Below are 15230 nucleotides of genomic sequence, written 5' to 3'. Positions count from 1 at the left end.
GCTCAAAAATTAATGGATAAGGTTCCGATCACTGTCAAGGGCAAACCCGGATCGATCGCAACGCGAGAATTGCTTGCCTCAAAATATCGAACATCAAACAAATTTTTGATATTGAGAGCCACCTGAAAACTGGGTCTACGGTAATACAATGCAGCATCAGTTCTGACAAAGCCAGGCAATCGAAAAGTATTACCAAAATCGCCTTGACGACTATCAGAAAAGAAGGCTCCAATCCCAAATCCTAGTCCCTGTAAATCTCCCTCCTGAATTTCATAGGTTGTCCATAAACTCGCACTATGTTCAGGAACACCCCTCAGTTGATTTCCTTCTAGCGGACTCGTATCTCTGCTAATGATCGCATCCGTGTAGGCATAGGAAGCAATTACATTCCAACCATCGAGGATTTCTCCAGCGATGTCCAATTCAACACCACGACTTCTTTGTTCTCCGGTTTGAATTGAAAAGTTTGGATTGTCTGGATCATCAACGGCTACATTAGATTTTGTAATTTGGTATGCAGCGAGCGTTGCTGATAACCTGCCATCCAAGAATTCGCTTCTGACACCAATTTCATATTGAGTTCCCCGTTCTGGATCAAGTCGGGAGTCATCAACGGTTCTGGAAAAAAGATTGGGGGTAAAGGAACGGGTATAGCTCGCGTAAAGGGAAACCGTTTCGATGGGTTGATAAACAATTCCAACTCTGGGGCTGAACGCATCATCATATAAGCTCGTTGTTTCTGCGGCTAGGAGGTTGATCGATTCATAATCAATGAAATCAAAGCGTCCTCCAATCAGCAACTTGAGGTTGTCTGTGAAGCTGATTAAATCTTGTAGATAGATGCCGATGTTGTTTGTAGTATCAAGAAAATCATCGGCAAAATCTGATTCAGCAACCGTTAGTCTAGGTCTAGGACCTTCTACGTAGTCTGGATCGAAGATGTTGATGGGTGCAGTCTGCTGAAAGAAATCGGGAATGCGGGAGGTAATCCGAGAAAGCTCTACTCCAAATAGAACGTCGTGTGAAATTCCCCACGTTGTAAAACTGCCTGTCAAATCGGTCTGCAAGGCGTAGGACTCTTCAAGTCTACCGAGTTGCTGTCTAAAAAACCGATCGCTTCCCTCTCCTGTTGCTTCATCCAGACTATAGGTTTCAGTGTTTAATGAGTCTGTATTTCGGGAAGTGAATTGAAAAGCACTCCGAATCGACCAATCCTCGTTGAAGTCATGCTCAAACCGCAGTCCGGCTCGCCACTGCTCAACATTGTCCTCATCAAAGGGTTCTCCCAATCGTCGGTTAATCGGAATATCGGCTACTCCCGTGCCAATGGCAACCAACCCTCGATCGCGGGGTCGAGTATCATTTAAGAACTCTGCATTGAGCAAGATTCGGGTGTTGTCACTAATATCCCAAGCCAATACCGGCGCAACGAAGTACCGTTCACTATCGGTAAAGTCTCTAAAGCTACCTGAACTGAGATAAGAAGCACTCAAACGATAGCGTAGACTGCGATCGTCATTTAAAGGACCAGAGAAATCGAGTGAGGGACGATAAAATTCGTAGTTACCAACCTGAAATTGAACCGAATAAAAGGGATCTGCCAGAGGTTCCAGTGTGATGACGTTGATGATTCCACCCGGTTCAAGTTGTCCAAATAAAACCGATGAGGGACCTTTGAGCACTTCAACCCGCTCAATATTGGTGGTGTCTAACAGTTCAAAAGGCACACCTCTTCTAAAACTATCTCTCAGGACGGTGCCTTCAAATCCCCGGATATTAAAGATTTCGGCAATCCCTCCCGCCGAATTTGACAGGTTCACTCCACTGACATTTCGCACAATTTCATCAATATCTTGCGCCTGCTGATCTTCAATCACCTGCCGAGGCACAACTTGGATCGATTGTGGAATATCGCGTAGGGGAATGTCCGTCCGGGTTGCAGTAGTTGCCCTCGACGGATTGTATCCCTCATCCTGTTCTCCGGTCACGATCACCTGAATCGCATCATCCTCTGTTCCAATAATCTCTGTTCCCGGAGTCACACTCAACACCAAGCCTTGTGTTTCCGTTCTTAACTCTGCGACAGGCGGCGCATCACTGCCCGTAATCGCGACTCGAATTCCATCTGCCCTGGGTGTCACCGAAACCAGCGCAATCCCCTCGGCTGGACTTGCCGCCTGAAACTCCTCACCCTCTGGCAGTGCCAACACCGCATTGGGAATATCAGCAATCAGCGCATTGCCCACCACTGAAGTGACCGGAGCCGCCAGTTGCCCCTCTGCGGTTTCCAGAATTACTTCGACTCCGGTATCAGTGGGGTTGACCTGCACTCCTGTAACCTGCACGATCGCCTGAGCGATTTGCTGCATCCACTCGTCTACCGTTGTTGCAGGGTGGTCGAGGTCACTGAGTTGAGGAATGGGGGCGTTGGGCAGTTGTTCTGGAGCATGGGTCATTGAGGAGTGAGCATTCGTCGCTTGGACTTGGGGTTCTTCCAAAGACCCAGGACTGAAGACCCAGGACGTTCCAACCTCTTGCGCTTGCTCCGTCGATACTGCATTTTCTGCTCCCAAAGACAAAGGACGAGGAACCAAGGACATCCCCGCTTCTTCCTCCTGATCTGCCCGCACCGCAGTTTCTGCCCCAGCAGGAAGAGCCAACATCAGCAACGGCAACACCCCACTGATCAACCAACTGAGCGATCGCCTATTGTTCATACGTTCCTCACATAACACTTATCAGCTGCAACGGTTGTCACCATCTTTCCCTGTGGCATATCAGTCACTCACGACACTCAGATGGTAAATATTCTCAATAAACACTACGACAAAGAGGGTAGCTATCGATAGCATTTTTGTCTTCGATGCGGATTTTTTTGTCTTCGAGATGGATTTTTTTGAAGGATTTAAATAATTCTGCGGTTCATCTGCCGTTGCCATCCCTTGGGGCTAGTACCAAACTGGCGACGAAATGCAGCAGTAAAGCTACTCCGGCTTTGATACCCCACTGCACTTGCCACTTCCTCCACCGATCGATCGGTTTCCCTTAACAATTGCCGCGCCAACTCTAAGCGTTGCTCTCGTAGATAGCCAAAGGGCGTTGTCTGAAAGACCTGCCGAAACCCTTGCTTGAGCTTATAGTCATTCACCCCCACCCGCCGCGCCAGTTCTACGATCGACGGTGGATGGGTTAAGTTCTCGGTCAAAATGGCTCTGGCATGGTGAATGCGTTCCACATCATCCGATCGCAGTACGAGCATGGGAGCATCAGCTTGGTCTTGTTCTAGCCACTGGGCAAATTGCAGCGAGAGTAGCTCTAAGGCTTGACTTTCCAGATAGAGCGATCGGGTAACGCCTTGATATGGGCAGTGCAACAATTGCTGCAACACCTGCTGCATTTCAGGAGTATTTTGCCCCAACGAATGGTGAAAAAAGGGTCGCGTTTCATCTTCTAAAAACTGCTGCAATTCAGGTGCAAAAGACGCACGGTATTGAGTGCCAAGTGACCTCAAGCGGCTGGGCGACAACCAAATCATCACAAAATGTAATTGTTCATAACCACAGTAGGTTTCAACTTCTTCCGTATCGGGTAAGCAATACAGATAATTTTGCCCCGCTTGCTCGACATATTCATCGCCAATGCCGCGTGTCTGTACACGTGAACAACCTGCCAAATAGAACTTAGCCGTTAGCGGAAACTGGTCGTCATGATGGCGTTGCAACGACCAATCAGATTGATAACTTTCATCCCTAATTTCAATCCACAATGAGTTGCTTAAACAGAACGATCGTCGCTGTCCGTTTCCCAACCAAGAAGGGCAGGATTCGATTTGTTCAATCTCATCCCCATGCCAGACAGCTTTACTACGATGTCTACTTTCCTGCCATCCTTGCTCCAACTCATAGGACGTAGGCAATACTGTCATACCCCCATACCCCAAGCCAATCAATGGCGTTTGTCGTCAAGCCTAAGCTTATTAAGAATCCTTGTCAAGAATAGATCGCTTATCGTTTGTGTCGTTCAGCTTGGAGTTGCCTAGCCATCACTGAAGCAACCGTGTCAATCAAGAATTGGTTCAAGGGTAGGGATTCTAACAAGCAAGTATTCAAATTTAATGAAAGTTTTCCTATTAAGAGAAAGTAAATGTTCATGGGTTCTCCAAGCGTTTTATCATGCGCTTCTATTGCTAATTCAGGGTTTTAACCGTTCTATCTAGGTAGAGGAATACCCATAAGCTAGCAAACTACTTGCAAAAATTTACTTTAGGGCTACCATCCAAAACGTGGCTAGTTGATAACTCTATTCACCCGCTTGCAGTTGGGAGCAAATTTGGCTCATCGGCGTATGTTCCAGGTTAAGCTTTCTCGCTTAGGATGGGTGGATATTTCCCAACATCAAAGTGAGATCCGTTTTTAGAGTGAATTTGTTGCATTTTGGTTTGCCCCAAGCTCGACGGTCGTGTTGAGATGTGAAAAATCTTCATAAGCGTCTGATGGAGTTAGGATAAGCAGTCGTTTTATAACTGCTTCGTTTTTAGGTTTCTATAGATGAATATTTGGTGAGTGAGTCAGGGGAGGACTTTTGTCCATCCCTTCTAATTGGTTATCTTACGCAGTGCAGAGCATGAGCTTTTGGTTTTCGCTTCTTGTTTGTTCGAGGAATCCCTGTTACGGAACATCTTATTGTTCGTGTTAATACTTTTTTGAGTCATTTTTTATCATTTTGAGTCATTAGAGAGTAGTAAGAGAGAATTCCAATAATGATTCGTTGTAATGATGATTTCTTGGTGCTTGCCAAGGAATGTTTCACATTGGTGGATCTTTTAAGTTATCGATCGCTGCACCAACCAGAACAAGTCGCGTTCGTATTCCTGCAAGATGGAGAAACTGAGGCAGCACGCTGGACTTATCGTGAGTTGGATTGCCGAAGTCGAGCGATCGCAGCTCAACTCCAGGCGCAAGGCTTAACAGGGGAACGGGCACTGCTCCTCTACCCGCCTAGCTTAGATTACTTAGCCGCCTTTTTTGGCTGTCTCTATGCTGGAGTGGTGGCTGTACCGGCTTATCCCCCCCGGAATCATCGCAATACGCCTCGAATCCTGGCTGTCGTCAATGATGCAAAACCGGCGATCGCCCTAACAACCACAACAATTCAAGCCAGGGTTCAAGCCTTGACCTCAACAGTGGATTTGAAGCAAGAGATCCAACAAGCAGTAGCAGAAGCGTTTCAGCAGATGGTTGCCACAGGAGGAATACCAATGGTGGCTAGTAATCTTCCACTCCCTCCCCCCCCCACAAAAAAACAGTACGCAACGCCCTTCTCACGATGCGTTTGAGGAATCCGAAGGGGTGGATTTTGATGAGGATGCTCTGCTGGGAACGTTGTTGAATGATGCCACGATCGCCGCTTAACTTCGTTCTCTAACTGATTCCTCTTAATTATTCCTGTTAAACGCACTTCCTATGGCAGCAAAACCGAAAGAACCGGAAAACGAAGCAGGCAAGCAGGCGCGACAGCAATATCTGGAGTAGGCAAGACGAGTCATCGGTGAAGCTATCTCGACTACACCATGCTCTATCAACGCTTTGCTCAGAATAATTGGGCGGCCATTAAGCTGGATGATACCGTCGCACTGGCAGCACTGAAAGTAGGGTACTCACCGAAAGAAGTGGTGGGTATCCTGCATCAAAGTCCCTATTTATAGCATCAGGTGCATGTTAACAAAGTACCGTTGCCCCCGATGAGCCAGTATGTGCGATCGACGGTGATGAAGGCGGTGCAGCGATTGGAGAAGGTTCTCAGGGAGCGCAGAAGACTCAGGGGCGATCAGTCCAGCGGAGTCCTGGGATGGAATTAGAGTGAGGCAAAGTAAAATAAAAAGAACTGAAGCTTCCAGGAGTAAAGGAAAATACAGGACGGGTAGCTCGATACTGTCGATGAAAATGACTAGGTTGTGGGTAACAGTGGCGATCGGAAATGTATCCGCAAGGCTTGCCCAACTTTCGAGTCGTCATTGCATTTTTGATTGACACTCAAGGATAACTTTGGACACCTCGTCGCACAGCGCATAAATGCATCCAGTGTTGCGGGTAATGTGGAGCACGGGGAAGGGGATGACGAGGCATTTGCTCGTGAACTAAAGGAGGGATTGCAATCGGTAGATTACAGCAGCTTCCCATCGACAGTTAAGGTACTTCAGTTTTTACACAGACGATGTTCTAACCTTGAGTGATATTTATCCTCAATCTGTAGCCGCTTCAATCAGCAAACTATCGCGATCGCTGCTGTTTCTTTTGGTTAGAAAGTAGGGTTTCTAGATAAGATTCGATACCTCGTTGATGAGCAATCGGATCATTAATATGATGAAGCCAATCAAGAATAAAAAGAACAAGTTTTGCATTAACTCGAACCCAGTGAATACATTAACTCGAACCCAGTGAATATCTTCGCTTAAGGTACCGGAGAGGCGATATTTGTTGAGGGTGACTCCAGAGAGTCCTGACAACCTTGAGATCTCTCGTTTCTTAACAAAACGAACTTGCTCGTGGTGTTGCAGCGAAATTTTATCAGATGGGTTCATAAATTCTCCAATCTGTTTCAGTTGCTCAGTTTCTGTCAGTTTGATTTTACTAATAGAAAAAATGACATTGCTTTGCACTTGCGTATTCAAAGTGAATTTTTGATTAAGTACATTGTTTTAATCCTGGAGACCTCAGAGAAGTTAGAGATTTGTAGATGCAGGGCATTCTGAGAAGAGTTACACCTGACGTTTGTCTTTTTTGAGAGTGACCAAAGTGTCAGGTTAACCTACGTATTTCTACGTCTATTGCTGTTGATCCGTCGATATGGTGATTCGTCGCTGATGACGTGCCATAAACGCGGGAAATTTTGCTGCGCGTTTTTTGGGGTGAATACAAATGACGGCTGTTGAGGTTGGAAGTATTGTCCGAGTTCGCTCTCGGCAATATTTGGTCGAAGACGTTTTAGAGACGCACACACCTCAAGAAGATACACGAGTGCGTCTTGCTTGTTTAGATGATGATGCACTAGGCGAGACGTTAGAGATACTTTGGGAACGGGAAGTTGATGCTCGCTACATTGGAACAGCCTCGTGGGAATCCGTTGCTGCAAGAGGCTTTGATAATCCCAAACTATTTTCGGCTTACTTGCATACCCTACGCTGGAGTTGCGTTACCTCTACAGACCCAAAACTGTTTCAGGCTCCCTACCGGGCAGGAATTGAGGTAAAAGCCTATCAGCTTGAACCGTTGCGGAAGGCATTGCTGATGCCTAGAGTTGGGCTATTCATTGCCGATGATGTGGGTTTGGGCAAGACGATCGAGGCAGGGCTAATTCTGCGCGAGATGCTGATGCGCCAAAAGGTGCGGCGGGTGGTCATCTCTTGTCCTCCTTCTGTGGTGCGACAGTGGCAGGAAGAAATGGAAAGCCGCTTTGGGCTGACGTTTTTGATTGTCGATCGCGAATTTGTTGCCAGTCGGCGGCGAGAGCGCGGTTATAGCATTAATCCCTGGACAACCCATACCCGCTTTATCATTTCCCATGCGCTGCTGCGTGACGAAACTTATGCAGCACCGTTACGAGACTGGTTGGGAGAATTCTCGGCAGGGGCAATGTTGATTTTGGATGAAGCGCATAATGCGGCACCTGCCAGTGGAGCCAAGTACGCGATCGACTCTCAATTAACCCGCACGGTGCGTGATTTAGCTCCTCGGTTTGAGCATAAGCTGTTTCTGTCTGCGACTCCCCACAACGGTCACTCAAATAGTTTTGCAGCACTGCTCGAAATCCTTGATCCACAACGGTTTTGTCGAGGTGTACCTGTACGAAATCGTAAACTGCTGGATGCAGTGATGGTACGACGGCTCAAAAGCGATCTGCGTGAGATTGGGGATGATTTTCCAGAGCGAATTGTGGTTCGCATGAGCATTGATGGACTACCCAGTGATGCTCCGGAACTTCAGTTGTCTCGGTTGCTGCAAGCGTATCGACAACTGCGAGAGGAGCGGCTTAAGGTTGCGCCCAAATCAACCCAAAGGGCAGCGGCATTGGTACTGCTGTCGCTGCAAAAGCGGTTGCTCTCATCCATTGAAGCATTTGCCCGAACGTTGAAAGTTCATCAGACGGCAATCGCCAAACATAGTGGTGAAGTGCTGATCGCCAAACAAGCGAAACAAGCATCATCTCCTCTGGCAGAAACTAAAAATAGGAATAGCCTGTCATTTCCTTTACTGCAAGAATCAGCAGGAGCAGATGACGATCGCGCTGAGTTAACTGAAGACGAGGTAGAGGCGGAAGAGAACGCTCAGATGCGGGTGGCAACCGAGCAAGACGCTTCTATTCCATCTGCACGGGAATTGGAACTGCTGGATGAGATGACGCAGATTGCCAATGCTGCTCGTCATTTGCCCGATCCTCGCATTCAAAAGTTAGCGCAATGGATTCAGGACAATCAATGCCCTGAGTTAGGGACGGATGGAGCAACCTGGAACGATCGCCGCGTCATCATCTTTACGGAATACACCGACACCAAACGTTACCTCCAGCAGCAGTTACAGGCAATCATTGCGGGTTCTGATCAGGAACGTCAGCGGATTGCTGTGTTTCATGGCGGCATGGGAGACGATCGACGGGAAGAGATTAAGCTCGCCTTTAACAGTGATCCTGCCAAACATCCACTGCGAATTCTAATCGCCACTGATGCGGCAAGAGAAGGGGTAAACCTGCAAAATCATTGTGCCGACTTGTTCCATTTTGATTTGCCCTGGAACCCCTCACGCCTAGAGCAGCGAAATGGCAGAATTGACCGCAAACTCCAGCGATCGCCTGTTGTCTACTGTCACTATTTCGTATTTTCTCAGCGCACTGAAGATCGGGTACTCGATACGCTGCTCAGAAAAACCGATATTATCCAACGGGAGTTGGGCAGCCTATCGCTGGTGTTGGAGCGGAATGTCAACCAGTTATTAGCAGATGGCATTCAGCATGGGGAAGCGGCGCGGTTGGAAGCGGCGATTGCTAAAGCAGATCAGACGGATGAATCATCGTTCAATGCTGAAATGATCAGCGAAGAACTGGAGCAAGTACGGTTACGGCGACAGGAGTTAGAACAGCAAAACGCGCTGCTTCAGGGAATGCTGAGCGAGTCGCAGAAGTGGTTAGGGTTGGACGATCGCCATTTTCGCGATGCCATCTCTGCTTCATTGGAAATTTTAGGAGCCAATTCCCTTCAACCCGTTGATCCGAACGAAGCAGCTTACGAGCCTGCTACTGCGAAATGGGACATTCCTGCCCTCGATCAGCGGTTTGGCGCTGATCCGACCTGGGCAACAACACTGGATACCTTAAGAGCACCTCGAAAACGGGGGCAGAAGCTTTGGGACTGGCGGCGGGAATCTCCTATTCGTCCAGTCGTTTTCCGTGATCCAGGTTCACTGGATGGTGAAGTGGTGCATTTGCACCTAGAACACCGGATTGTGCAGCGGTTGTTGTCGCGATTTTTGGCGCAAGGCTTTCTGCACGATGAGTTGACTCGTGCCTGTGTCTGCCTGACCGATCGCCCGATTCTCAGTGTAGTTGTGTTGGGACGGCTGTCGCTGTATGGCGATCGCGCTTCTCGGTTGCACGATGAAGTGATTGCTGTGGCTGCCGAGTGGATTGCACCGGAGGCACGGGGGCGATCGAAACTGCGTCCGCTGGGCGAAGGTGAAAAAGACAATGTGTTGCAAGTTCTAGAAACCTCGCTAGCAAGTCCCCGACTGCATCAGGTGCCTGAATCGGTACAACAACGCCTCAGACAAGCGGCAGCACAAGATGTGGAGGAACTGAGACCGCATTTGGATCGCCGTGCGGCTGTTTTGATTGAACGTGCCCAGAAAAAGCTGCAAGCACGGGGACAGAAGGAAGCTGAAGAGATGCAGGCAATTTTAGAGGAGCAGCGCGATCGCATCCTCAAACGCCAAAAAGAAACCGCAGGTAATCTCCAGCTATCGCTATTTGCTGAAGCCGAAGCACAGCAGCTAGAAGCCGATCGTCGCCACTGGGAAAGGCGATTGCAGTCGCTAGAGGTCGAACTCATTAGCGAACCTGCTCGAATTAAAGCTGCCTATCAAGTCAAAGCGGTGCGAATAGAGCCTGTTGGTTTGGTGTACTTGCAACCCGTTAGTGGTTAGTGGGAAGTGAGTGGGAAGTGGTTAGTGGGGAGTGGGAAGTGGTTAGTGGGGAGTGGTTAGTAGTTAGTGGGGAGTGAAAAGTGGGAAGTGGGAAGTGAAAGGGGAGGAAACAGATGAGTGGAAATAGCGTTAAGGACTACAAGGACTTGATTGTTTGGCAACGGGGAATTGTTTTAGTTAAGCGGATTTATCAGCTAACTCAAAACTTTCCTGCTGAAGAGAAATTTGGTCTTATTTCTCAAATGAGACGAGCGGCTGTGTCAATTCCTTCCAACATTGCCGAAGGACAAGCCCGTCATACAACACAGCAGTTCATCCAATTTTTATCGATCGCAGAAGGTTCAATTGCTGAATTAGACACTCAACTTATCGTTGCGGTTGAACTAGGTTATTGCACAAAAGCCGAAAGCAACGACTCTTTTGTACTCATCACTGAACTGCGAAAGATGCTATCTACACTTCGCAAAAAACTCAGCCACTAACCACTATCTACTAACCACTATCTACCAACCACTATCTACCAACCACCATCTACTAACTACTATCTACTTAAAATGGCAACTGATCCAGAATTGCTTCGACATAAAGAGTGGCTCGGCTTCCTGCAACCTGTGGGGCTGGTCGTTTCGCCTCCAGCATTGGTGAAAGCACAAGCGATCGTCAATCGCAATGTAGTGGGTTTACAGCAATCGCTGTTGTCGGCAATCAGTCGCGATCTTCAACTAGTAGATGACAGCCGCGCCTGGATTTTCGATTTTCAGATGTTTGTGGTGGATGTACTGGGTTGGGAGTCAAGCGATCTGATTAGCAGTGATGCTTTAAGGGAATTGGAAGTTGCGTTGCCGGATTATGGCGAAATTCTTGCACCTAGTTATGGAGTACAGGACAGCGATGGCTGGCTGATGCTGATTCAGGTGATTGCTCCGGGAGCAAATCTGGATGAGGTGAATTCAGCAGACGAAAAGACAGGTAAATGGGCAGCCAGTCCCCAGGCAAAGTTTGAGCGGTTGCTGCGGGAGGCAGGGGTTCCGATCGGGATTTTGTGCAACGGGACAGACATCCGATTAGTTTATGCACCGAAAGGGGAATCGTCGGGACACCTGACGTTTCCGGTGCAGGCAATGTGTGAAGTATCAGGGCGGCTGATCTTGGGGGCAATGGAAATGTTGCTCTCTGCCTATCGGGTATTTACGGCTCCAACGGGGCGACGGCTGAAGGATTTGTTGGAAGAGAGCCGTAAGTATCAGGCAGAGGTTTCGACTGCGCTGGCAAATCAGGTGGTAGATGCCCTATGGGAACTCCTGCGTGGTTTTCAGATGGCAGATGCAGCAGTCAACGGCAGACTATTGGGCGAACTGGCAAGCCAAAATCCGCAGCACATTTATGGTGGGCTGATCACAACGCTGATGCGGCTGGTGTTTCTGCTATATGCAGAGGATGAGGGGCTGATGCCGGGAGATGACCTATATCAGCGTAACTATGCGGTATCAGGTTTATTTGAGCGGCTGCGATCGGATGCAGGCAACTATCCCGACACGATGGATCAACGGTATGGAGCCTGGGCGTGGCTGTTGAGCCTGTTTCGACTGGTCTATGACGGGGGTGGAGAAACTCCAGAGTATCTTCCGGCGCGGCATGGACAATTGTTTGATCCGGATGAGTATGCGTTTTTGGAGGGGAGAGGGAATAGTGAGCAGGGGATAGGGGATAGTGATCAGTGGGCAGTGAATAGTGGAGGGAATAGTGGACAGACTAACCACTCCCCACTCCTCACTAACCACTCCTCACTCCCGACTCCTCACTCCCGACTCCCCACTCCCCTCTGCCCAAACGTTCCGCGCATTCCCGATGGTGTGGTGTATCGGATGCTCGATCGCCTACTGATGTTGAATGGCGAACGGTTGTCGTACAGGTCACTCGGAGTCTCTGAAATTGGGTCTGTGTACACCGCGATCATGGGTTTTGCCATTGAACGGGCAGAGGGAACATCGATCGCAGTACGTCCCCAGGATGTGGTGGTGAATGTGGAAACGCTACTGGCAGCGAAACCAGGCGATCGCGCTAAACTGTTGCAAAACTGGGCGGCGTGTAAGGTCGCAGGCAAGGCACTGAATGAGTTAAAGGCGGCGAAAACGGCGACGGACGTGGTAGCCGCATTGGGTCGCAAGGTGTCACCACGCACACCCAATTTATTACCTGCGGGGTCACTGTATTTGCAGCCCGGTGAGGAACGACGACGAACTGGCTCACACTACACACCGCGATCGCTCACAGAACCAATTGTAGAAACGGCATTGCGCCCAGTTTTAGCGGCATTGGGTGACAAGCCCACCGCAGAACAAATCCTATCGCTGAAAGTAGCGGATATTGCGATGGGGAGCGGAGCATTTTTGGTGGAAGCCTGTCGCCAATTGGCAGACCAGGTAGAAACGGCATGGAACCGGGATGGTTTACCGGAGGATTTGCCGGAGGGAGAGGAACCGTTGCTGTATGCGCGGCGGTTGGTGGCGCAGCGGTGCTTGTATGGTGTGGATAAAAACCCCTTTGCTGTGAATTTGGCAAAGCTATCACTGTGGCTGTTTACGCTTTCAAAGAGTATGCCGTTTACGTTTCTGGATCACTCGTTGAAGTGTGGCGATTCTTTGGTGGGGGTAAAGCGCAGGGAAATTTTGCAGTTTAGCCAAAAGGCGTTTTATGAGCCAACGCTGGATGAGTATCAGCGACGGTTAAAAGCAGAGGCAGAGGCAGAGACAACCTCACGAATTTTAAAAACTCGCCAGAAGATTCAGAATGCAGATACCCAAACAGATGCAGATGAGGATGCGAAACGGCGTTATCTACAGGAGTCGGAAGATTTACTGCGTCGATCGCGCCTTGCCGCAGATTTGATGGTGTCGGCATTTTTTGAGGGCACAAACGCGAAACAGCGAGCGGCGAAACTAGAGCAATTTTTGGCAAAGCTGAAAATTTACGATGCTGAAGGGCTGGACGTGAACCCGGCGCGGGAAGGCTTAGTTGCGGATGCCATGATTCAGGCTGAGTTGGAGGGCAGAACGCGCAAACAGCGGCAGCAAAAACAGCAGGAATATAGCAGTAAGCTGATCGGCTATGAAGCGGGTTGGGTGAATGCTTCAGAGTTGTGGCAAATTTCAGAGCGGCTGAGAATGGGTAAACATGCAGTCGTCCCATTCAACTGGGAAGATGAATTTCTAGAGGTATTTGAGCGGGAAAATCCGGGGTTTGATTGCATCATTGGCAATCCACCTTTTGCGGGCAAAAATACCATTATCAGCGGTAATGCCGAGAACTACTTGCTTTGGCTCAAGGAATACTATCCAGAGTCACATGGTAATTCTGATTTGGTGGCTTATTTCTTCCGCAAATCGCATGAGCTACTGCGAGAAGGCGGCAGTTTTGGATTGATTGCGACAAATACGATCGCTCAAGGCGATACGCGCAGCACAGGGTTACGCTGGATCTGTGAGCATGGCGGCACAATCTACAACGCTCGCAAACGGGTGAAATGGGTGGGGCAAGCGGCGGTTGTGGTGAGCGTGATTCACATCTACAAAGGACTGTATAAAGAAGCAAAATTCTTAGATGGGAAAGAAGTTCCGTTGATCTCCGCGTTTCTGTTCCCCAAAGGTGGAAATAATAATCCCAATACATTGCTGGCGAATGCTAATAAGAGTTTTCAGGGCAGCATTGTTTTGGGTATGGGATTCACTTTTGATGACACAAATGAAGATGCAACACCGATCGCTGAAATGCATCGTTTGATTGAGAAAGATCGACGCAATCAGGAATGTATTTTCCCTTATATTGGTGGCGAAGAAGTGAACAGTAGCCCAACTCATTCTCACCATCGCTATGTGATTAATTTTGGAGAAATGAGCGAAGCTGAAGCGCGAAAGCATCCTGACTTGATGGCGATTGTTGAAGAGAAAGTTAAACCTACAAGGATTGCTTTGCCTCCTAAGAATTCTTGGAATAAAACTGTTGCTGCAAAATGGTGGCTTTTCGGTGCTGATAGAGTTGAGTTAAGAAAAGCAATTGCAGAATGCGATCGGGTGTTAGTTATTTCTCGTATCAGCAAATCATGTGCGTTTACATTTCTACCAAAAGGTATGGTTTACAACGAGAAAACTGTCGTTTTTCCCTTCGATACATATCCGCCATTTGCAATTCTTCAATCTCGTATTCATGAAATTTGGACACGATTTTTTAGTTCTACTCTGAAGGACGATTTGCAATACACACCTTCTGATTGTTTTGAAACCTTCCCCTTCCCCAGAGTCATCAGTGATCAGGGGATAGTGAATAGTAAAGAGGGAAATAGTGATCAGGGGATAGTGAATAGTGAAGAGGGAAATAGTGATCAGGGGATAGTGAATAGTAAAGAACACTCACCACTATCCACTCACCCACTATCCACTCTAGAAGCCATTGGCAAACAATACTACGACTTCCGCGCCGATCTGATGGTTCGCAACAACGAAGGCTTGACCCAAACCTACAACCGCTTCCACGACCCCAACGAATTCGATCCCGACATCCTCAAACTGCGCCAACTGCATGACGAAATGGATCGTGCGGTTCTTGCTGCCTACGGCTGGGATGACATTCAACCCCAATGCGAATTCCTGCTGGATTATGAGGATGAGGATGAGGTGGATAGTGATCAGTGGGCAGTGAATAGTGATCAGTGGGCAGTGAATAGTGATCAGTGGGCAGTGAATAGTAGACAGACTAACCACTCCTCACTAACTACTAACCACTCCTCACGCCGCAAAAAGCCCTATCGCTACCGTTGGAACGAAGCTACTCATGATGAAGTGCTGGCACGACTGCTCGACCTGAATCAGCAACGCTACGAGCAAGAACTCCTGGGCGGCAAGCAAGCCGAGAAGAAAGGTAGATCGAAAGGCACAAAAACCGGGAAGAGTGGACGATCGAATACTCCACCCCTACCTGGATTGGAAGCGTAACCGTTTAGTCGAAGCTCATGGTCGAAACCTATACTAAAATCACCTCCTTAGA

Annotated in this window: 7 protein-coding genes and 1 pseudogene; 5 read left to right on the top strand and 3 right to left on the bottom strand. The window is 48.5% G+C overall.

Annotated features, from left to right (window positions below; genetic code table 11):
• Window positions 1-2: 2 nt before the first annotated feature.
• Window positions 3-2717 carry a TonB-dependent receptor gene (locus tag OXH18_RS10895; RefSeq protein WP_268612810.1) on the bottom strand — a complete coding sequence of 905 codons (2715 nt, stop codon included), beginning with the start codon at window positions 2715-2717 and terminating at the stop codon, window positions 3-5.
• Window positions 2718-2905: 188 nt separating this feature from the next.
• A complete protein-coding gene (locus tag OXH18_RS10890) occupies window positions 2906-3925 on the bottom strand; it encodes a helix-turn-helix domain-containing protein (protein WP_268612809.1) in 1020 nt (339 codons plus the stop codon).
• An 834-nt stretch (window positions 3926-4759) separates the two neighbouring features.
• On the opposite strand from OXH18_RS10890, the pseudogene OXH18_RS10885 reads away from it, so the two are divergent.
• Window positions 4760-5173 (top strand): annotated as a pseudogene (locus OXH18_RS10885) (AMP-binding protein); the annotation flags it as partial.
• Window positions 5174-5569: 396 nt separating this feature from the next.
• Window positions 5570-5704, top strand: coding sequence for a hypothetical protein (locus OXH18_RS10880; protein ID WP_268612807.1), 135 nt, complete (start codon window positions 5570-5572; stop codon window positions 5702-5704).
• Between the two features lie 609 nt (window positions 5705-6313).
• On the opposite strand, the gene OXH18_RS10875 is transcribed toward OXH18_RS10880, so the two are convergent.
• Window positions 6314-6670, bottom strand: a complete 357-nt coding sequence (locus OXH18_RS10875) for a hypothetical protein (RefSeq protein WP_268612806.1) — start codon at window positions 6668-6670, stop codon at window positions 6314-6316.
• Window positions 6671-6917: 247 nt separating this feature from the next.
• Between OXH18_RS10875 and drmD the strand changes: the two genes are divergently transcribed.
• From drmD to OXH18_RS10860, 3 genes are all read left to right on the top strand, one after another.
• On the top strand, window positions 6918-10190 hold the full coding sequence (gene drmD, locus OXH18_RS10870; RefSeq protein ID WP_268612805.1) for a DISARM system SNF2-like helicase DrmD: 3273 nt from the start codon (window positions 6918-6920) through the stop codon (window positions 10188-10190).
• Between the two features lie 113 nt (window positions 10191-10303).
• Window positions 10304-10672, top strand: coding sequence for a four helix bundle protein (locus OXH18_RS10865; RefSeq protein ID WP_268612804.1), 369 nt, complete (start codon window positions 10304-10306; stop codon window positions 10670-10672).
• 72 nt (window positions 10673-10744) lie between these two features.
• On the top strand, window positions 10745-15178 hold the full coding sequence (locus OXH18_RS10860) for an Eco57I restriction-modification methylase domain-containing protein (RefSeq protein ID WP_268612803.1): 4434 nt from the start codon (window positions 10745-10747) through the stop codon (window positions 15176-15178).
• Window positions 15179-15230: the final 52 nt, after the last annotated feature.

This window comes from Thermocoleostomius sinensis A174 (assembly GCF_026802175.1).
In the GTDB taxonomy this organism is placed as follows: domain Bacteria; phylum Cyanobacteriota; class Cyanobacteriia; order Elainellales; family Elainellaceae; genus Thermocoleostomius; species Thermocoleostomius sinensis.
This window is presented reverse-complemented; position numbering and strand designations above follow the sequence as displayed.

Excerpts from the sequence above, each read along its gene's own strand:
- OXH18_RS10895 (WP_268612810.1), bottom strand. The coding sequence starts at position 2,717 with ATGAACAATAGGCGATCGCTCAGTTGGTTGATCAGTGGGGTGTTGCCG.
- OXH18_RS10890 (WP_268612809.1), bottom strand. The coding sequence starts at position 3,925 with ATGACAGTATTGCCTACGTCCTATGAGTTGGAGCAAGGATGGCAGGAA.
- OXH18_RS10880 (WP_268612807.1), top strand. The coding sequence starts at position 5,570 with ATGCTCTATCAACGCTTTGCTCAGAATAATTGGGCGGCCATTAAGCTG.
- drmD (WP_268612805.1), top strand. The coding sequence starts at position 6,918 with ATGACGGCTGTTGAGGTTGGAAGTATTGTCCGAGTTCGCTCTCGGCAA.
- OXH18_RS10865 (WP_268612804.1), top strand. The coding sequence starts at position 10,304 with ATGAGTGGAAATAGCGTTAAGGACTACAAGGACTTGATTGTTTGGCAA.
- OXH18_RS10860 (WP_268612803.1), top strand. The coding sequence starts at position 10,745 with ATGGCAACTGATCCAGAATTGCTTCGACATAAAGAGTGGCTCGGCTTC.